15 protein-coding genes are annotated in these 19796 nt (G+C 50.8%); 13 read left to right on the top strand and 2 right to left on the bottom strand.

The features are described from left to right. Nucleotides 1-29: 29 nt before the first annotated feature. The 6 genes from Q0418_RS03855 (at nucleotide 30) to gatB (ending at nucleotide 6986) form a co-directional block, all read left to right on the top strand. Nucleotides 30-791 carry a hypothetical protein gene (locus tag Q0418_RS03855; protein WP_298482396.1) on the top strand — a complete coding sequence of 254 codons (762 nt, stop codon included), beginning with the start codon at nucleotides 30-32 and terminating at the stop codon, nucleotides 789-791. A gap of 222 nt (nucleotides 792-1013) precedes the next feature. Beyond that, entirely contained in the window at nucleotides 1014-1661 is a 648-nt protein-coding gene (yunB, locus tag Q0418_RS03850; protein ID WP_298482394.1) for a sporulation protein YunB, read from the top strand. Between the two features lie 126 nt (nucleotides 1662-1787). After that, nucleotides 1788-3797 (top strand): NAD-dependent DNA ligase LigA, encoded by a 2010-nt coding sequence (gene ligA, locus Q0418_RS03845; RefSeq protein ID WP_298482392.1) that lies wholly within the window; start codon nucleotides 1788-1790, stop codon nucleotides 3795-3797. After that, nucleotides 3787-4056 (top strand): Asp-tRNA(Asn)/Glu-tRNA(Gln) amidotransferase subunit GatC, encoded by a 270-nt coding sequence (gene gatC / locus Q0418_RS03840; RefSeq protein WP_298482390.1) that lies wholly within the window; start codon nucleotides 3787-3789, stop codon nucleotides 4054-4056. Before ligA ends, gatC begins: the two co-directional genes overlap by 11 nt. Before the next feature lie 15 nt (nucleotides 4057-4071). Continuing rightward, the gene (gatA, locus tag Q0418_RS03835; RefSeq protein WP_298482388.1) at nucleotides 4072-5532 is read left to right on the top strand and encodes an Asp-tRNA(Asn)/Glu-tRNA(Gln) amidotransferase subunit GatA; all 1461 of its coding nucleotides are present in this window, start codon (nucleotides 4072-4074) and stop codon (nucleotides 5530-5532) included. 17 nt (nucleotides 5533-5549) lie between these two features. Beyond that, nucleotides 5550-6986 carry an Asp-tRNA(Asn)/Glu-tRNA(Gln) amidotransferase subunit GatB gene (gene gatB, locus Q0418_RS03830; protein WP_298482386.1) on the top strand — a complete coding sequence of 479 codons (1437 nt, stop codon included), beginning with the start codon at nucleotides 5550-5552 and terminating at the stop codon, nucleotides 6984-6986. 50 nt (nucleotides 6987-7036) lie between these two features. Here the strand turns inward: gatB and Q0418_RS03825 are convergent, their stop codons facing one another. Then, nucleotides 7037-8017: an RluA family pseudouridine synthase gene (locus Q0418_RS03825; RefSeq protein WP_298482384.1), complete on the bottom strand. Its 981-nt coding sequence runs from the start codon at nucleotides 8015-8017 to the stop codon at nucleotides 7037-7039. Between the two features lie 115 nt (nucleotides 8018-8132). Between Q0418_RS03825 and Q0418_RS03820 the strand changes: the two genes are divergently transcribed. The 7 genes from Q0418_RS03820 (at nucleotide 8133) to gpmI (ending at nucleotide 17860) form a co-directional block, all read left to right on the top strand. Further along, a complete protein-coding gene (locus tag Q0418_RS03820; RefSeq protein ID WP_298482382.1) occupies nucleotides 8133-8909 on the top strand; it encodes a RadC family protein in 777 nt (258 codons plus the stop codon). A gap of 56 nt (nucleotides 8910-8965) precedes the next feature. Next, a complete protein-coding gene (gene uvrB, locus Q0418_RS03815; RefSeq protein WP_298482380.1) occupies nucleotides 8966-10930 on the top strand; it encodes an excinuclease ABC subunit UvrB in 1965 nt (654 codons plus the stop codon). A 3-nt stretch (nucleotides 10931-10933) separates the two neighbouring features. Then, nucleotides 10934-13774, top strand: coding sequence for an excinuclease ABC subunit UvrA (gene uvrA / locus Q0418_RS03810; protein ID WP_298482378.1), 2841 nt, complete (start codon nucleotides 10934-10936; stop codon nucleotides 13772-13774). A gap of 188 nt (nucleotides 13775-13962) precedes the next feature. Then, complete coding sequence (gene pgk / locus Q0418_RS03805) at nucleotides 13963-15177, top strand: phosphoglycerate kinase (protein ID WP_298482376.1); 1215 nt, start codon at nucleotides 13963-13965, stop codon at nucleotides 15175-15177. Between the two features lie 79 nt (nucleotides 15178-15256). Beyond that, nucleotides 15257-15466 carry a hypothetical protein gene (locus tag Q0418_RS03800; RefSeq protein ID WP_298482374.1) on the top strand — a complete coding sequence of 70 codons (210 nt, stop codon included), beginning with the start codon at nucleotides 15257-15259 and terminating at the stop codon, nucleotides 15464-15466. A 23-nt stretch (nucleotides 15467-15489) separates the two neighbouring features. Continuing rightward, nucleotides 15490-16257 carry a triose-phosphate isomerase gene (gene tpiA, locus Q0418_RS03795; RefSeq protein WP_295215380.1) on the top strand — a complete coding sequence of 256 codons (768 nt, stop codon included), beginning with the start codon at nucleotides 15490-15492 and terminating at the stop codon, nucleotides 16255-16257. An 85-nt stretch (nucleotides 16258-16342) separates the two neighbouring features. Next, on the top strand, nucleotides 16343-17860 hold the full coding sequence (gene gpmI / locus Q0418_RS03790) for a 2,3-bisphosphoglycerate-independent phosphoglycerate mutase (protein ID WP_298482372.1): 1518 nt from the start codon (nucleotides 16343-16345) through the stop codon (nucleotides 17858-17860). A 76-nt stretch (nucleotides 17861-17936) separates the two neighbouring features. On the opposite strand, the gene Q0418_RS03785 is transcribed toward gpmI, so the two are convergent. Continuing rightward, nucleotides 17937-19595, bottom strand: a complete 1659-nt coding sequence (locus Q0418_RS03785) for an RNA polymerase sigma factor (protein ID WP_298482371.1) — start codon at nucleotides 19593-19595, stop codon at nucleotides 17937-17939. Nucleotides 19596-19796: the final 201 nt, after the last annotated feature.

Below are 19796 nucleotides of genomic sequence, written 5' to 3'. Positions count from 1 at the left end.
GGCGCAGAACAGTTTGAGGAGGTTTTTCTATGAGTAAGTGCCGTCCCACGCCGGAGCAGTGCGCAGATACTGTGCCCATTAAGGTAAATCGTGTATTTGATAGCTGCAGCGACCGGGATTGTTTTTCCAATGTGCGGATCCAGATCTGCGGAGAGCTGCCGTGCAATATCAACGTGGTCAAGAGCCGTTGCGTCCGGGTGACCGATATCTGCATGAATATTGAGCCGGTTCCGTTCAATCGAGGGTTTTATTCCATTGATCTGACCTATACGTTCCGGGTAGAACTGCTTGCGTATGAACGTTCCTGCAGCAGTCCGGTTCTGCTGACGGGTACTGCCTATGCCAGCAAAAATGTGATCCTTTACGGCGGCGAGAGCAATACCAAGACATTTTTCAGCAACGGTGAAAAGCTGGGAGAGACCGATGCCTGCTGCGAGACCATCAATCTGCCGACAGCGGCAGTGCAGGTGGTGGAGCCTATTGCATTGGAAGCACGCATTGCATCTGTTTGTGTAGCGGAGGATGCGCCGCCGGTACGTTCTGTCATTATGACTCTGGGGCTGTTCTCAGTGGTGGAATTGTTCCGTCCGGTGACCATACTTGTTCCCACCTATGAGTATACGATTCCGACGAAAGAATGTCATTCGGATACCGAGTCTCCGTGTGCAGTGTTTGACAAGATCCGTTTTCCGGCAGAGGAATTCACACCAGGCTCCCTGCCGTGTGCAGCCAAAGAGGAAACCTGTGGCTGTGCAGAGGAATTTGATGCATCCGAAAACACTACATCGTAATACGGAAAACGGGCGGCTAAATTGTCGCCCGTTCTGCTGTTAAGAGTCTGTTTAGTAACTTTTTCTGCGTGGATTTCTGAGAGAATTTTAGTGGGTTTCAAGGCGGAAATTCGCAGGCGGGCTTTCGCCCGGCAAGAATTTGCAACGCAGAAAGCAACAAAATTCGCCAAAAAGATACGTGAGAAAAGATGCTAAACAGGCTCTAAGGGAGGAAGATCGCGGATGCGGAAACAAGTCTACGTCAAACGGCGTGCCAGACTGCGTTCGCTGCTGATTTTTGGTATCGCCGCCTCTTTGCTGGTCACTCTGCTGATACGTACAGACCGTGCCATTCGTCCCAATCTCTGCGCTGTCTGCGAAAGCGAAACACAGCAGTTTGCATCCAGATTCATGGCAGATAGCATTGCGGAAGTGCTGGCTGAGGAATCCTACAGCTACAGTGATTTTGCAACGCTGGTCTATGATAGCTCCGGGAATGTGACGGCAGTGGAGACGATGACGCAAAATGTCAATGCCATGCAGTCGGCAATGCTGACAAAGGTGCAGGACAGACTGGACGCTTGCCGGGATGTCACCTTGGAAGTCTCTCTCGGCACGGCAACTGGTGTATGGCTATTCGCCGGACGTGGACCGCATGTTTCCGTGCGTCTCATGCCGATTGGAAATGCTTCGGTGAAGCTGATCAGCGCTCTGGAATCCGCTGGCGTGAACCAGACCTGTCACACCATCCGTGCCGAGGTGACAGCGGAAATACAGGCGGCAATTCCCTTTTCCCAGACCACTGCTCAGGTGCATTATTCCTGCCTGATTACAGAAACGGTTATTGTGGGAAGTGTTCCCGAGTCCTATCTGGAATTCGGCGGAACGTAAAAAACTGCATTTCCGGCGAAAAAACCATGAAAAAATTGTAAAAGGTCTAGCATATGCCGCAGGTTTGTGGTATAATAGAAAAGTGTGCTGGCATCAATGCCACATCACAGCAAGGAGAACCAAAACATGGATGAAATGACAGCAAAACAGCGGATGTCAGAGCTGCGGCAGCTGCTGGAACAGTATAACGAGCAATACTATATGCAGGAAAATCCCACCGTTTCCGACTATGAGTATGATATGCTCATGCGGGAACTGGAGACCCTGGAGCAGCAGTTTCCCCAGTATGCCACAGGGGATTCTCCCACAAAGCATGTGGGCGGAACGGCATCCCGTACTTTTGAAAAAGTGCCCCATGCCGTGCAGATGATGAGCTTGCAGGATGTATTTTCCTACGAGGAGATGGATGCATTTGTCCGCCGCTGTCAGGAACAGCTGCAAGAGCCGGAGTTTATTGTGGAGCCGAAGATCGACGGCTTGTCGGTGTCGCTGGAATATGTGAACGGCGTGCTGACACGTGGTTCCACCCGTGGAGACGGCTTTGTGGGGGAGGATGTGACGGCAAATCTGCGCACCATTTCGAATATTCCCCAGCAGCTCACCAATGCGCCGGCATTTCTGGAAGTGCGCGGCGAGGTGTATATGTCACGCAAAAGCTTTGCCGCACTTGTGGAACAGCAGGAACTGAACGGTGAGACTCCGGCAAAGAATCCCCGGAATGCAGCATCCGGCTCTCTGCGGCAAAAAAATGCCGCTGTCACTGCCTCACGCAGTCTGGATATCTGGATTTTTAATATTCAGCAGGTCGAGGGCATTACGCTCCGTTCTCATCTGGAATCGCTGGAATATCTGGAATCCCTGGGCTTTCCCACGGTGATTCCTCACAGTGGCAAATGCCATACAGCAGAGGAGATACGTGACAGGATCGCTGCCATCGGCGAGGAAAGAGGCGGCTATGCCTATGATACAGACGGCGTTGTTGTAAAGGTGGATTCCTTTGCACAGCGGGAGGAAATGGGTGCAACTTCCAAAGTGCCCAAATGGGCAGCGGCATTCAAGTTCCCGCCGGAGGAAAAGGAGACCACGCTGTGTGACATTCTTCTGAGTGTCGGCAGAACCGGTGTCATTACGCCGGTAGCGATCTTCGACCCGGTACAGCTTGCCGGGACAGAGGTGGCACGTGCGACGCTGCATAACCAGGACTTTATCACAGAACGGGACATCCGTCTGGGGGATACCATTGTGGTGCGAAAAGCCGGAGAGATCATTCCGGAGGTACTGCGGGTTGCGGCACATGCTGCCGATTCCAGCCCCTATGTCCTGCCGGAGACATGTCCTGTCTGCGACACACCGGCAGTGCGTGATGCCGATGAAGCAGCTCTGCGCTGTCCCAATCCGGACTGCCCGGCGCAGCTCATGAAGCGTATGATTCACTTTGTCTCCAAGGATGCCATGAATATTGACGGCTTAGGACCCCAGAATCTGGCGGCACTTCAGGAAGAGGGACTGGTGCGCTCCGTAGCAGACTTGTATCATCTGACTCAGGCAGACCTGACCGGACTGGAACGCTTTGCGGAAAAGTCCGCAGATAATATGGTACGTGCCATTGATGCATCCAGGGAGAACTCTCTGGATCGTCTGATCTTTGCCCTGGGAATCCGGGGAATCGGTTCCCGTGCAGCAAAACTGCTCTGCGAACGGTTTTCCACCATGGATGCACTGCTGGCGGCAACGGCGGAGGAAATCCAGGAGATCGACGGTTTCGGTGCAACCATGGCAGAGAGTGTAGTCACTGCACTGGCAGAACCCCATATGCGTCAGCTGATCGACCATCTCCGTGAGGCTGGCTGTAATATGACCTATCACGGCACCACTGTGGAGGATACACGTTTTGTCGGCATGACTTTTGTGCTGACAGGTACGCTTTCAACCATGAAGCGCAGTGAGGCAAAGGAACTCATCCTGCGCTATGGGGGGAAGGTCAGCGGCAGCGTCTCCAAAAAGACTTCCTTTGTTGTCGCCGGAGAAGCTGCCGGCAGTAAGCTGGACAAGGCAAACGAGCTGGGCATTCCGGTGCTTAGCGAAGAGGAATTCCGTAACAAAATCCAAGAAAGGATTGATATAAATGAAAATTGATATTGCACATATTGCAAAGCTGTCCCGACTCCGTATCGAGCCGGACAAGATGGAGAAATTCGAAACCGATATGGCTGCCATTGTGGATATGGTAGATCGTCTGCCGGATGTGGAGGACGAGCTGACGCTGGACGCAGAGAATGCCATGTGTCTGCGTGAGGACGAAGCTGTGGAGCACAAATTCCGCCGGGAAGAAATGCTGGCAAATGCACCGGAAGTACAGTCCGGCTGTCTGGTCGTACCCAAAACGGTAGAATAAGGAGGAAACGAGATCATGAAGCTGTTTGAAAAAAATGCCGCCGAACTGTCTGCCATGCTGCAAAAGAAAGAATGCAGCGCCGTGGAACTGACACAGGATGTTCTGGCACAGATCGATACCAAAGAGCCGACAGTAGGGGCATATGTCACACGCTGCGAGGACTGTCTGGAACAGGCAAAGGCAGTGGATGCTGCCCGTGCCGCAGGAGAAGAACTGCATCCTCTGGCAGGTATTCCTATCGGTATTAAAGATAATATCTCTACAAAGGGTATCCGCACCACCTGTTCTTCCCGTATGCTGGAGAATTATGTGCCGCCCTTTGATGCCACTGTGATGCAGCCAGTACGCAAGGCAAATATGGTGATCACAGGAAAGATGAACATGGACGAGTTCGCCATGGGTTCCTCTACAGAGACATCCTATTTCCACAAGACACACAATCCCCATAATCCGGACTGTGTACCGGGCGGTTCCTCCGGCGGCAGCGCAGCAGCTGTGGCAGCAGGAGAAGCCATTCTGACCTTGGGCTCCGATACGGGTGGTTCCATTCGTCAGCCGGCATCTCTGTGCGGTGTGGTTGGTCTGAAGCCTACCTACGGCAGTGTATCCCGGTATGGTCTGGTGGCATTTGCATCCTCTCTGGATCAGATCGGCCCCTTCGGAAAATCCGTCAAGGATGTGGCAATGCTCCAGAGTCTCATTCAGGGACATGACAAGATGGATGCCACCTCGGCTTATCGCACCTACACCAACCTGTACGACAATCTGAACGGCAATGTGCAGGGACTGCGCATCGGTGTACCCAAGGAATATTTCGGAGATGGTATTGACGCCAATGTCAAGGAGGCAGTTTTTGCTGCCATCAAGCTGCTGGAACAGAACGGCGCAGTTGTCAAGGAAATCTCCCTGCCCAGCACGGAATATGCCATCAACACCTACTACATCATTGCATCTGCGGAGGCATCCTCTAACCTGGCACGGTTTGACGGCGTGAAGTACGGCTATCGTACAGCAGAATATGACGGACTGACAGATATGTATGAAAAGACCAGAAGCGAGGGATTCGGTGATGAGGTAAAGCGCCGTATCATGCTGGGAACATTTGTGCTAAGTTCCGGTTTCTATGATGCATACTACAAAAAGGCAAAGCTGGTGCAGCGCCGTATCGGACAGGAATTTGCACAGGCATTCCAGAACTGCGATGTCATTCTCACACCGACAGCACCCTCAGCCGCATTCCGCATCGGCGAGAATATCAACGATCCGCTGAAAATGTACTACAGCGACGTATGCACTGTTACTGTTAACATTGCAGGACTGCCGGCTGTCAGCGTACCCTGCGGCAAGTCATCTGACGGTCTGCCGCTGGGTATGCAGCTGATCGGCAACAAGTTTGCAGAGCAGACGATCCTGAATGCCGCATATGGCTATGAACAGCTGGTAGGCGGATTTCAGGTAATCCCAGAAACCTTTTGAGCAGGAGGAGCGAACCCATGAAAGATTACGAAATGGTCGTGGGACTGGAAGTCCACGCTGAATTGAATACAAAGTCGAAGATTTATTGCAACTGCCGCAACGCCTTTGGTCTGGAGGTCAATACCCAGGTCTGCCCGATCTGTATGGGTATGCCGGGTACACTGCCTACCCTGAATGAAAAGGTAGTGGAGTATGCCATCAAGATGGGACATGCCATGCACTGTGAAATCAACGGTGTCTGCAAGCAGGACAGAAAGAACTATTTCTACCCGGATCTGCCCAAGGCATATCAGATCTCTCAGGCAGAGGTGCCTCTTTGCGGAAAGGGCTATCTGGATGTTATGGTGGAGGGACAGATGAAGCGTATCGGCGTAACTCGTATCCATATCGAGGAAGATGCCGGAAAGCTGCTCCATGATGAATCCTTCTCTGGTTCTCTGGTTGACCTGAACCGCTGCGGTGTACCGCTGATCGAGATCGTTTCTGAGCCGGATATCCGCAGCAGTGCCGAAGCAAAGGCATATCTGGAAACCATCAAATCCATTTTGCAGTACCTGAACATTTCAGACTGTAAGATGCAGGAGGGTTCCATTCGCTGTGATGTCAACGTTTCCGTCCGGGAAAAAGGTGCCACAGAGTTCGGTACACGCTGTGAGATGAAGAATGTCAACAGCTTCAGTGCAGCTGTTCGTGGTATTGAGTATGAGGCAAAGCGGCAGATGGAATTGCTGGAGGCAGGCGGTACCGTTGTACAGGAGACACGCCGCTGGGATGATGCCAAGGGTATGAGCATTGTCATGCGTTCCAAGGAAGATGCCCAGGATTACCGCTATTTCCCGGAGCCGGATCTGCTGACCATTGTTGTACCGGAGGAGAAAATCCAGGCACTGAAGGAAAGCATTCCGGAACTGCCCAATGTGAAGCTTCAGCGGTATGTCTTTGACTTTGGTCTGTCCCAGACAGATGCCACACTCATTGCGGAGGATATTTCCCGTTCTACGCTGTTTGACGCCTGCGTGGCACTGGGAACCTGCAAACCCAAGAGCATCAGCAACTGGATTCTCTCGGATATTGCCAAGTATACCAACGAAACCGGCAAGACCATTGAGGAGACTGCACTGACGCCGGAGCATCTGACTGCACTGATCGAACAGGTAGAAAAGGGCGTTATTTCCAATTCCTCTGCGAAAAAGGTATTTGCCGTGATCGTAGAAGAGGACAAGGATCCCATTGCCGTGATCGAAGAAAAGGGCATGAAGCAGAATTCGGATACCGGCTTCCTGGAACAGCTGGCAAAGGATGTTCTGGCACAGAATGAAAAGTCCGTCAACGACTATAAGAACGGCAAGACCAATGCACTGGGCTATCTGGTAGGTCAGTGTATGAAGGCATCCAAGGGTAAAGCAAATCCGGGTATCGTCAAGGAGATCGTTACCCGGATGCTGTCAGAATAATTCTGGATATATAATTTTTTATGTGACATACAGCTGTCACATTTTATATGTTATGATAAAACCGCCTGCGGAAATTCCTGCTTCACAAATGCAGGCAGCTCCGTCCGGACAGTCAGACCGTCCAAATCGGCGAGACAAGTTCCGGCATCGGTGGAAAAGGTCAGCTGATATGCCCACAGACGCTGGTATTTGCAGTGTGTACTGCGGTTTTCTTTCATGTTACCGTATTTGGTATCGCCGAGAATGGGCGTGCCGATGTGTGCTAGATGGGCACGGATCTGGTGGGTTCTCCCGGTGATCAGATCGACGGACAGCAGGGCATGGCGTGGGTTAGATGCAATGACGTGATAGGCAGTGATGATCTCCTGAAAGCCGTCCGCTTTCGTGTCACGGACAGTGACCGTATTGTGGCTTTCGGATTTCTTGTGCCATGCACGGAGCGTTGCATCATGCAGTTTCGGTGTGCCCACAGTAACACAGAGGTATGTCTTGTGAATGCGGTTTTCCCGGATGAGACGATTTACTTCACGCAGTGCCGCTGCGGTTTTGGCTGCAATGACAATGCCACCGGTGTTCCGGTCGAGCCGGTTGCACAGTGCCGGGGTGAAGCTTTGTTCCTGCTCCGGGTCATAGGCACCGGTACGGTAGAGATAATGGAGTACCCGGTTGATCAGCGTATCAGGTACCTGACGGTTGTCGCAGTGTACCACAAGTCCCACGGGCTTACAAACCAAGAGAATCTGGTCATTTTCAAAGAGAATGTCTAGCTTGTCCGGCGCCTGCAGGAATTCCGGTGCTTTTGCTTTGGCGGCAGGTTGTTCTGCTTCGAAATAGGTGTCGCTGACAAAAAGCTGTACGGTATCACCGATACAAAGCCGCTGATCCGGGGTACAGCGTTTGCGGTTCACTTTGATATGCTTGGTGCGGATCCATTTGCAGCACAGACTTTTGGGAAGCTGGGGCAGGATCTTCTGCAAGAATCGGTCGAGTCTCTGACCGCTGTCATTTTCCTGAATGTAAAACTCTTTCATTTTCCATATTGCTGCTGCATTGTGCGGCAGCACTCCTTTTCTTGATCTATTATCAGTATATCACATTTTTACTAAAAAGAAAAGTGTTTTTGTGCTTTTGACGGGAGGGATTTCCATGGGACAGCCAAAAAAGAAACCGGATCCGGATACGGCTGGTGCGGACAAGCATCAGGACATGCCGGAGGAGACGAGGTCTGTTTCCAAGCCAAAGCACAGCCACTATGGACATCGGGAACGGATGCGGGCAAGGTTCCAGAAAAGTGGTCTGGAGGATTTTCAGCCTCATGAGATCCTGGAACTGCTGCTGTTCTACGCACTGCCGCAGAAAAATACCAATCCCATTGCCCATGAGCTGATACAGGAATTCCATTCCCTTTCCGGCGTATTTGATGCAGATATTCAGGACTTGAAACAAATCAAGGGCATCAGTGAATATACAGCAGTATTTCTGAAGCTGATACCACAGGTTTGTCAGCAGTATCAGCTGGACAAGATGCGGGAGCATACGATTCTGGATTCTGTGCAGAAGCTTTGCGATTATGTGAAAGCCCAGCTTTCCTGCCATACGGAAGAACGTGTACTGCTGGTCTGTCTCAACGAATCTTTGCAGCTGCTCCACTGTGAAACCGTATCCAAGGGAACGACGCAAAGTACCATGCTGGATGTCCACCGGATCGTAGAATGTGCCATCCGGATGCGCAGTTCCAGAGTGGTTCTGGCGCATAATCATCCCAATGCGGGGGCAGAATTCTCAGATGCAGATCTCTTTGCTACCCAGCAGCTCCGCCGGATTCTGGATAGTATGCAGATACAGCTGCTGGATCATATTGTGGTCGGAAAGCGTGGGGATACCATTTCCATGCGGCAGGTCATGGGCTGGTCAGAATCGTAAGAGTCTGTTTAGTAACTTTTACTGAATCGGTTCTATAGGTTTCGGGAGGAATTGTCATGGATCATTTTGAATTACATGCACCCTTTGCACCTACCGGCGATCAGCCGGAGGCAATCGAAAAGCTGGTGCAGGGAATCAGGGACGGCGATCATGAACAGACATTGCTGGGCGTGACCGGTTCCGGTAAGACCTATACCATCGCCAATGTCATTGCCCAGGTCAATAAGCCAACGCTGGTTCTGGCGCACAATAAGATCCTGGCGGCACAGCTCTGCTCGGAATTCCGGGAATTTTTCCCGGAAAATGCGGTAGAATATTTTGTGTCCTACTATGACTATTATCAGCCGGAAGCGTATATTCCCAGCACAGACAGCTATATTGAAAAGGATTCGTCCATTAACGATGAGATCGATAAAATGCGCCATAGTGCTACAGCGGCACTGGCAGAACGCCGGGATGTTATTATCGTTGCAAGTGTATCCTGTATCTACTCTCTGGGCAGTCCGGAGGAATACCGTTCCATGATGGTATCCATTCGTCCGGGAATGGAAAAATCCCGGGAACAGCTGATCGATGAGCTAGTGGCAATTCAGTATGAACGGAACGACATCAACTTTGTCCGCAACAAGTTTCGGGTACGTGGGGATGTGGTGGAAATTTTCCCGGCATCTTCTACGGACAGGGCAATCCGGGTGGAGTATTTCGGCGATGAGATCGACCGTATCTGCGAGATCAACGTTGTCACCGGGGAGATCACTGCGACCATGCAGTATGCGGCAATTATGCCGGCATCCCACTATGTCGTAGGCAGCGAAAAGATGACCAAAGCCGTGCAGGAGATTCGCCGGGAAATGGTGGAGCGTGTGGCGTGGTTCACCGCCAATCACAAGCTCATCGAAGCACAGCGCATTCAGCAGCGGACGCAGTATGACATGGAGATGCTGGAGGAGATCGGCTTTTGCAGTGGCATCGAAAACTATTCCCGTGTTCTCTCCGGCAGACCTCCGGGGAGTGTGCCCTATACTCTATTAGATCATTTTCCGGAGGATTTTCTGCTGGTAGTGGACGAAAGTCATGTAACATTGCCCCAGGTGCGTGCAATGTATGCCGGAGATCGGGCACGTAAGCAGACGCTGGTGGATTATGGATTCCGTCTGCCCAGTGCCTTTGATAACCGTCCGCTGAATTTCGATGAATTTTATGGTCATGTGAACCAGGCAATCTATGTCAGTGCCACACCGGGTCCCTTTGAAAAGGAACATTCTGTGCAGACTGTAGAACAGGTGATACGTCCCACTGGTCTGGTGGATCCGGAAATCATTGTGAAGCCGGTGGAGGGACAGATCGAAGATCTCTTTTCGGAGATCAATATCCGTGCGGAGAAAAACGAGCGTGTTCTTGTCACCACATTGACTAAGAAAATGGCAGAGGATTTGACAGCATATCTGGAACGCATGGGCGTCCGTGTGCGCTATCTGCATCATGATATTGATACGGTTGAACGTATGGAAATCATACGGGATCTGCGTCTGGGCGAATTCGATGTGCTGGTGGGTATCAACCTGCTGCGTGAGGGTCTGGATATTCCGGAAGTATCTCTCGTGGCAATTCTCGATGCGGACAAGGAGGGATTCCTGCGCAGTGAGACTTCCATGATACAGACCATCGGTCGTGCTGCCCGGAATGCCCATGGACAGGTAATTATGTACGCCGATGAAGTCACCGGCTCCATGGAACGTGCCATTACGGAAACGGAGCGCCGTCGTGCCAAGCAGATGGCGTATAATGAAGCCCACGGCATTATTCCAAAGACCATTCAGAAGGATGTACGTGACGTCATTGAGATCACGTCCAAGGCGGAAGTGGAGAAGAAGACGACTGGAAAGAAACTAAAGGGCAAGGAAAAACAGGCACTGATTGATCAGCTGAAGGCGCAGATGAAAGAGGCGGCAAAGCTGCTGGAATTCGAACATGCGGCGTATCTGCGGGATAAGATCAAGGCGCTGGAGGAGGAAAAGTGATCTATGTTAGATAAAATCGTGGTGCGTGGCGCACGTGCCAATAACCTCAATAGTATTGATGTAGAACTGCCCAGAGACAAGCTGGTAGTGATGACCGGTTTGTCTGGCTCGGGAAAATCTTCTCTGGCTTTCGATACCATTTTTGCAGATGGACAGCGGCGGTATATGGAGAGTCTTTCTTCTTATGCCCGGCAATTTCTGGGACAGATGGAAAAGCCGGATGTGGACAGCATCGAAGGACTGTCCCCGGCAATATCCATCGATCAGAAAACCACCTCGAAAAATCCACGTTCTACTGTAGGTACTGTCACAGAAATCTATGACTACCTGCGCCTGCTCTATGCCCGCATCGGTATTCCCCATTGTCCGGTTTGCGGCAGGGAGATCAAACAGCAGTCTGTGGATGAGATCGTGGATCGTGTTCTGGCGCTGGAAGAAGGCGCACGGATCCAATTGCTGGCACCCATTGTCCGGGGAAAAAAGGGACAGCATGTCAAGGCACTGGAAAATGCCAAAAAATCCGGCTATGTTCGTGTCAGGGTGGACGGTAGTCAGTATGACCTGTCGGAACAGATCACTCTGGATAAAAACAAAAAGCATACCATTGAAATTATAGTAGATCGTCTGGTGGTAAAGCCTACCATTCGTACCCGTCTGACGGACAGCCTGGAAACAGTTCTGGCACTGACAGGCGGTCTGGTGGTCGTGGATGTCATCGGCGGAGAGGAAATGCTGTTTTCCCAGAGCTACGCCTGCCCGGAGCACGGCGTTTCCGTGGAGGAACTGACACCCCGGATGTTTTCATTCAACAATCCCTTTGGCGCATGTCCCCACTGTACGGGTTTGGGCGTATTTCAGGAGATCGACCCGAAACTGGTGGTGCCGAACCGGGATCTGAGTATCCGACAAGGTGCCATTAAAGCTTCCGGGTGGAACAGCCTGGATGAAACTTCTATTGCAACTATGTATTACACGGCAATATCCCAGGAGTATGGTGTTCCGTTGGATGTTCCGGTAAAGGAACTGACGGAAGAACAGTTAAACTTGTTTTTGTATGGAACAGGTGAAAAGGCGCTTTTTCTGCACCGTACCACAGCAAACGGGAGAAGTGAAGGGTATCGTGCGCCTTTTGAAGGTGTTATTCATAATCTGGAGCGCCGATTCCGTGAGGGCGGCGAGTGGGCGAAAGAGGACATCAGCGCTGTTATGAACGATGTGGCATGTCCGGTCTGCCATGGAAAGCGCCTGAAACCGGAGATCCTTGCGGTGACTGTGGGTGGCAAGAATATCATTGAACTGACAGAATTGTCCGTTACAGGCGCACTGGAATTTCTGGAACAATTACAGCTGACAGAGCGGGAACAGTTCATTGCAGAGCGTATCATCAAGGAAATCCGGGAACGCCTGGGATTCCTGAAAAATGTGGGTCTGGAATATCTGACCTTGTCCCGTAATGCGGGGACACTTTCCGGCGGGGAAAGCCAGCGTATCCGCCTTGCCACACAAATCGGTTCCTATCTCATGGGCGTGCTGTATATTCTGGATGAACCAAGCATCGGACTGCATCAGCGTGACAATGATAAGCTGATCGCAACGTTGAAACGCCTGAGAGATCTGGGGAATACTCTGATCGTGGTGGAGCATGATGATGATACCATTCTTGCCGCAGATTATGTAGTGGACATCGGACCCGGTGCTGGTGTCAACGGCGGTAATGTGGTTTATTCCGGCGATGTCAAGGGACTTCTTACCTGTGAAAAGTCCATTACTGGGCAGTATCTCAGCGGCAAAAGACGGATTCCGCTGCCGCTGGAACGCCGTCCCGGAAACGGTCATTTCCTGACGGTGCACGGCGCAAGGGAACACAATCTGAAAAATATTGATGTGCAGATTCCGCTGGGGGCATTTACCTGTGTGACAGGCGTGTCCGGTTCTGGGAAATCCTCGTTGGTCAACGAGATCATTCACAAATATCTGGCGGCAAAGCTCAATCGTGCACGTACCAGACATGGGGACTTCGACAGTATGGATGGGGTAGAATTCCTGGACAAGGTCATTGATATCGACCAGTCCCCCATCGGGCGTACCCCACGTTCCAACCCGGCGACTTATACCGGTGTATTTACGGACATCCGGGAATTATTCTCCCGAACTAACGATGCCAAGGCGAAAGGGTATACTGCCGGGCGCTTTTCCTTCAATATCAAGGGCGGTCGCTGTGAAGCGTGCCAGGGCGATGGCATTCTGCGTATTGAGATGCACTTCCTGCCCGATGTCTATGTGCCCTGCGAGGTCTGCAAGGGGAGACGCTATAACCGGGAAACGCTGGCGGTAAAATACCGTGACAAGTCCATCTATGATGTGCTGGAAATGACTGTGGACGAGGGCGTGGTCTTTTTTGAAAATCATCCGAAAATTGCACGAAAGCTGAAAACTTTGCAGGAAGTGGGGCTCGGCTATCTGAAGATCGGACAGCCTGCAACGACCCTTTCCGGCGGTGAGGCACAGCGTGTGAAGCTTGCCACCGAATTGTCCAAGCGTCCCACGGGGAAAACCATCTATATTCTGGACGAGCCTACCACAGGTCTGCATACGGCGGATGTCCATCGGCTGGTGGAGGTACTCCAGCGGCTCACGGATACGGGAAATACCGTGGTGGTCATTGAGCATAATCTGAATGTGATCAAGGTGGCAGACTGGATCATAGACCTGGGTCCTGAGGGCGGTGACCGGGGCGGCACAGTGGTCGTCAGTGGTACCCCGGAACAGGTGGCTGCTTGTCCGGCGTCCTATACGGGAAAATATCTGAAGCCGTACCTGGAACAGCTAGCAGATATTGGATGAAAATGGTGTTTTCTGATAAAAACAGAGCACCTGAAAATAAAATTATGGATTTTTCGGAAAATCTCTTCGAAAAGCTTGCAAAATTATGTGAAATCGTGTATAATAGACTTGTATGGGGTGTACCTGCGGATATACCAGGATCTCCCAGCAATATGTTAATTTCTATTTAACGAAAGGATGTCAATGATATGGCAGGGTTAAACAAAGTATCTGTAGACGACATGAATGTAAAGGGCAAGCGTGTGCTGGTTCGTGTGGACTTCAACGTACCGATGAAGGACGGCGTGATCACCAACGACAACCGTATCCAGGCTGCACTGCCCACCATCAACAAGCTGGTGGCTGACGGCGGCAAGGTAATTCTTTGCTCTCACCTGGGCAAGCCGAAGAACGGTCCGGAGGAGAAGTTCTCTCTGAAGGCAGCTGCTGCACGTCTGGCAGAGCTGGTTTCCGCAAAGGTAACTTTCGTTCCGTCTGATGTTGTTGTAGACGATACTGTAAAGGCAGCAGTAGACAAGATGCAGGACGGCGAGATCATCGTTCTGGAGAATACTCGTTTCCGCAAGGAAGAGACAAAGAACATCGAAGATTTCAGCAAGGATCTGGCTTCTATCGCAGATGTATTTGTTATGGATGCATTCGGCAGCGCACACAGAGCACACTGCTCCACAGTTGGTGTTACTGAGTATGTGAAGGAAACTGCTGTTGGTTACCTGATGCAGAAGGAGATCCAGTTCCTGGGCAACGCTGTTGAGGATCCGGTTCGTCCTTTCGTTGCAATTCTGGGCGGCGCAAAAGTTGCAGACAAGCTGAATGTTATCTCCAACCTGCTGGAAAAGTGTGACACACTGATCATCGGCGGCGGTATGGCTTATACCTTCCTGAAGGCACAGGGCTATGAGGTTGGTACTTCTCTGGTTGACGATACAAAAATCGACTACTGCAAGGAAATGCTGGAAAAGGCAAAGGCAAACGGTAAGACTCTGCTTCTGCCAGTAGATACCGTAACTGCTGCTGCATTCCCGGATCCCATTGATGCAGAAATCGCTGTTGAGACATTTGATTCTCACGCAATCCCGGCTGAGAAGATGGGTCTGGACATCGGCGAAAAGACACAGGCTCTGTTTGCAGATGCTGTCAAGACTGCAAAGACTGTTGTATGGAACGGACCTATGGGCGTATTCGAAAACCCGATCCTGAGCAAGGGTACTATCGCAGTGGCACAGGCTCTGGCAGATACAGACGCAACCACCATTATCGGCGGCGGCGACTCCGCAGCAGCAGTTATGCAGCTGGGCTTTGCTGACAAGATGAGCCACATCTCCACTGGCGGCGGTGCTTCTCTGGAATATCTGGAAGGCAAGGTACTGCCGGGCGTAGCTGCAATCGCTGACAAGAACTAATGGAAAAGAAACAGACGGGAGGGTGCTGCGTGATCAGCATTCCTCCGTTTGTGCTGTTTTGAGAAAGGATATGGACGTAATGAAAAAGTGTGAGTTGAAAAAGACAGTTGAACAGGCTGCGCAGAATCCAGTCACAGTATTTGCACTGGGTGCTCTGTGTGGTTTCGCTGTAGGAATGCTCCTCATGCCTTTCTCAAAAGGCATTGTCATCGGCAGCCATAACGGCAGCTACAATAAAGAGTCTCATGAAGAGGGAGACTATATCTCTAAATCTGAAGATGGGAAATAATCCATAGAAACGAGGAATTTGCAATGAATAAGGAACTGAGAAAGGCAATTATTGCCGGCAACTGGAAGATGAATAAGAACCGCAAGGAAGCCAAGGAACTAATTGAGGCTCTGAAGCCCATCGCAGCTGACAAGACCTGCGGCGTGATCATCTGCGTACCGTTCACCAACCTGGAAACTGCTCTGGCACTGACAGAGGGTACCAATATTGAGGTTGGCGCTGAGAACGTACACTTCGAGAAGAGCGGTGCTTTCACCGGCGAGATCTCCGCAGACATGCTGACCGAAATGGGTGTAAAGTATGTTATCGTTGGTCACTCCGAGCGCAGACAGTATTTCGGCGAAACCGATGAGACTGTCAACAAGCGTACGACTGCTGCAATTGAAGCTGGCATGACTGTCATTCTGTGCGTTGGCGAGACTCTGGCAGAGCGTGAGCTGGGTATCACAGAAGAAGTTGTTGCAAAGCAAGTAAAGGTTGCACTGCACGGCTTGTCTGCTGAACAGGTACAGAACATTGTCATCGCTTACGAGCCGGTATGGGCAATCGGTACTGGCAAGACTGCTACTGCAGAACAGGCACAGGAGGTTTGCTCCTTCATCCGTGCAACAGTTGCTTCTCTGTACGACAAGGCAATTGCAGACGGCATGACCATCCAGTACGGCGGCTCCATGAACGAGAAGAACTGCGCAGAACTGCTGGCAAAGGAAGATATCGACGGCGGTCTGATCGGCGGTGCTTCTCTGGTAGCAGAAAAGTTCGGCGTACTGCTGGCTGAGGCTTCCAAGTAAGCTTAATCGGTTAAGCTTTGTCTGAAAAAATCAACCATGGGCAGTCTGAGAATGGCTGCCCATCTTTGGAAAGGAACGAATGCACATGAGTAAAAAACCTGTGGCTCTGATTATTATGGACGGCTTCGGCTATAACAAGGACGATTACGGCAATGCCATTCGTGCAGCCAAAAAGCCCCATTTGGATGAATATATGAAGGGACCACACACCCTGATCGGTGCAAGCGGTCTGGATGTGGGTCTGCCGGACGGACAGATGGGTAACTCTGAGGTTGGTCATACAAACATCGGTGCCGGACGGATTGTTTACCAGATGCTGGTGAAGATCACAAAGGACATCGAGGACGGTACTTTCTTCTCCAATCCGGCGCTTTCTGCGGCAATGGATGCCTGCAAGGAAAAGGGAACTGCTCTGCATCTGATGGGGCTGCTGTCCCCGGGCGGCGTGCACAGCCATATGTCTCACCTGTATGGCCTGCTGGAAATGGCAAAGAAAAAGGGTCTGTCCAAGGTATATGTACACGCATTCCTGGACGGTCGTGACGAGCCGCCGGCATCTGCCGCTGGCTTCATGAAGGAAGCAGCTGCAAAGATGCAGGAGATCGGCGTAGGTAAGGTGGCTACCATTTCCGGCCGTTACTATGCAATGGATCGTGACAATGCATGGGATCGCGTGGAAAAGGCATATGCAGCCATGGTTTACGGTGAGGGTGTACAGACCCAGGCTGACCCGGTACAGGCAATTGAGGACAGCTATGCCAAGGATGTTACCGATGAATTTATGCTGCCCACAGTCCTGGATCAGGATGGTACGGTAAAGCCGGGAGACAGCATGATCTTCTTTAACTTCCGTCCTGACCGTGCAAGACAGCTGACACGCTGCTTTGTAGATCCGGAATTTAACGGTTTTGAGCGCAGAAATGGTTTCTTCCCGGTACAGTTTGTCTGCATGGCACAGTATGATGCTTCGATGCCCAATGTTTCTGTAGCTTATCCGCCGGAAGAACTGCACATGACATTTGGCGAATATGTAAGCAAGTGCGGCAAGACACAGCTGCGTATTGCGGAAACACAGAAGTATGCCCACGTGACCTTCTTCTTCAACGGTGGCGAAGAAAAAACCTTTGCGGGCGAAGACCGTATTCTGGTACAGAGTCCGGATGTACCGACCTTTGACCTGAAGCCCGAAATGAGCGCTTATGAGGTAACTGACAAGGTGGTTGAAGCCATCGAAAGCGACAAGTATGACGCCATTATCCTGAACTATGCAAACTGCGACATGGTAGGGCACACAGGTATTTTCGATGCAGCAAAGGCTGCGGTAGAGGCTGTGGATACTTGCGTAGGACGCATGGTAGATGCCATCCTGGCAAAGGGCGGCGTGGCATTCATTACCGCTGACCACGGCAATGCAGACAAGATGTATGAACAGGACGGCTCGCCGTTTACGGCACACACCACAAACCCAGTACCGTTTGTGGTAGTGGGTATGGACAAGCCTCTTCGTGAAGGCGGCGTGCTGGCAGATATTGCACCGACTATGCTGGAAGCAATGGAACTGCCACAGCCGGCTGAAATGACTGGTAAGAGCCTGTTTGCATAATTGATATAACATCATATGAGAAAACCTGCAAGGGAAATTGTTCCCTCGCAGGTTTTTTGCATTCTATATATCGATTTTACTTTTGATAAATGAGAATACTGAATACCGCCTTTTTCTGTACCGCCGTCAGGGGCTGGAGCATACCGCGGTGAAGCATTTCCTCAATGACATAGGGAATGATTTCGGCGTTGCCTAGTGCTTCCGTGCAATATTGATGAATAATCGGTTGAATATGTTTGGGATGATGTTCCTTTTGCATCGCATATTTCTTTGCATCAAATGCTTTGCTAAAACTCCGGATAGATTCTGGTACATGGCATTTTGTGTGGAGCAGTTGTATGATGTGATTCCAGGTTGGTTTTTCGTTGCAAACATATGTCATCACCTGTACATTGTCATCTGCCAGATAGCCCTTGTCACAAAGTCGTTTGTATTCTTCTGGTGTCAGGACTGACTTGTTGTTCTGGTTTTTGATGTAGCGGTACAGCGATTCCCAATCCTCAGAGCAATTGTCACGCCAGTCCACCAGACGATCTGCAAAGCGACAGTTGACCTGTTCATTCAGCATATCACTATTTGTATCATATCGTTGCATATAGCCGCAGATGACATAGGGGTATTTATCATAAGGATTTGTGAATTCTGATGGCTCGATTGTCATATGACAGTCGTCAGAAACATTTGCATGGGCAATGAAATCACCGCCGTCCGGTCGTTTGACAGAATAGGTCTGATAAAACTTCTGCCATTTTTGGAAATCACCGTGGTCAAAAAGATACCGTGTACACAGCATCACAAGGGTGTACTTCATAAAGTTCTTGTCATTGTCATCACAGGCAAAGCCCCAGTTATCCTCTGCATGGTCAAAGGCATGGAAGATTGCCGGGTACAGATCATCACAGAGCTTTTTTGCCGCCTCTAAGCAAAGGGATTGCGTTTTATCCGGAATCCGATCGTCATAAATTACCATATTGGTACGGAACTTCGGATTCTTGCTCTTGTCTATGCGGTCGAGATAGCCGTACTCTTCCAGCTCCTGTACATTGTCTGCAATATAGACAGACGGCACATTGAGGGCTCGTGCAATTTCTTCTACAGTGTGAGGTGTGAAGTAACAGCACCAGGCAATATTCTGCTTGAGTCTGGTGTCAAACATATCCTGGGTATCACCGGTTGTACCGGCAGAGCCATTGTGCCCCGTGGAAGTAAAACGGATGGGGTTGACGGTCAGGTCGGTTGTTTGTTGTGTCATAACCAAATCCTCCTTTAGCGTGGTTCTTGCGTCCGACAGATGCCATTTTACCGTGCCGGGAGAGATCCCTAATGTTGCCGCTATTTCCGCTGCTGTCTTTTTCTTGTAGTAGTGCAAATAGACAATAGTGCGCTGCCGGTCAGAGAGAAAACAGATTTCCCGGCGGAGCTGCTGAATCGTTTCGTTCTGTTCCAGATGCTCCTGTGTATCATCGTGGCAGGGGAGTACCATATCAGAAATGTCAACTGTGCTGACATGTGTCAGCTGTCGGATAAGCCTTGCATAGACATTGCAAGCAATGCGATAGACATAGCCGTCCGGATTGGTGATCTGCTCTGCAGTGAGAAAAGAACGGTATACCTCACTGACAATATCGGCGGCAAGTTCTTCTGCTTCGGTGTAGCTGCGCAGCTTCGACATGGCAAAGCCGAAAATGCGAGTCTGGTATTGCAGGATCAGTCGGTCTGCTTGTACTTTGTCCATAGGAAAAGCCTCCGGATGCGTTTTCTGTCTATATAGTGAGAGGGATGGGGAAATGGTTGGGTGATATTTCAAAGTTTGAGATAAACCAAAACAGGACGTATCCATATTTGGGAATACGTCCTGTAGAGTGCTCTGATTTAAGGCAGCACCGCACAAAGAGCGCCTGACGGCTTTGCACGTCATATGCTTGCATATTTTGCG

The sequence above is a fragment of the uncultured Ruminococcus sp. genome, assembly GCF_937915125.1.
In the GTDB taxonomy this organism is placed as follows: domain Bacteria; phylum Bacillota; class Clostridia; order Oscillospirales; family Ruminococcaceae; genus Ruminococcus_C.
Note: the sequence above shows the minus strand (reverse complement) of the source record. Positions and strands in the feature narration are given on the sequence as shown.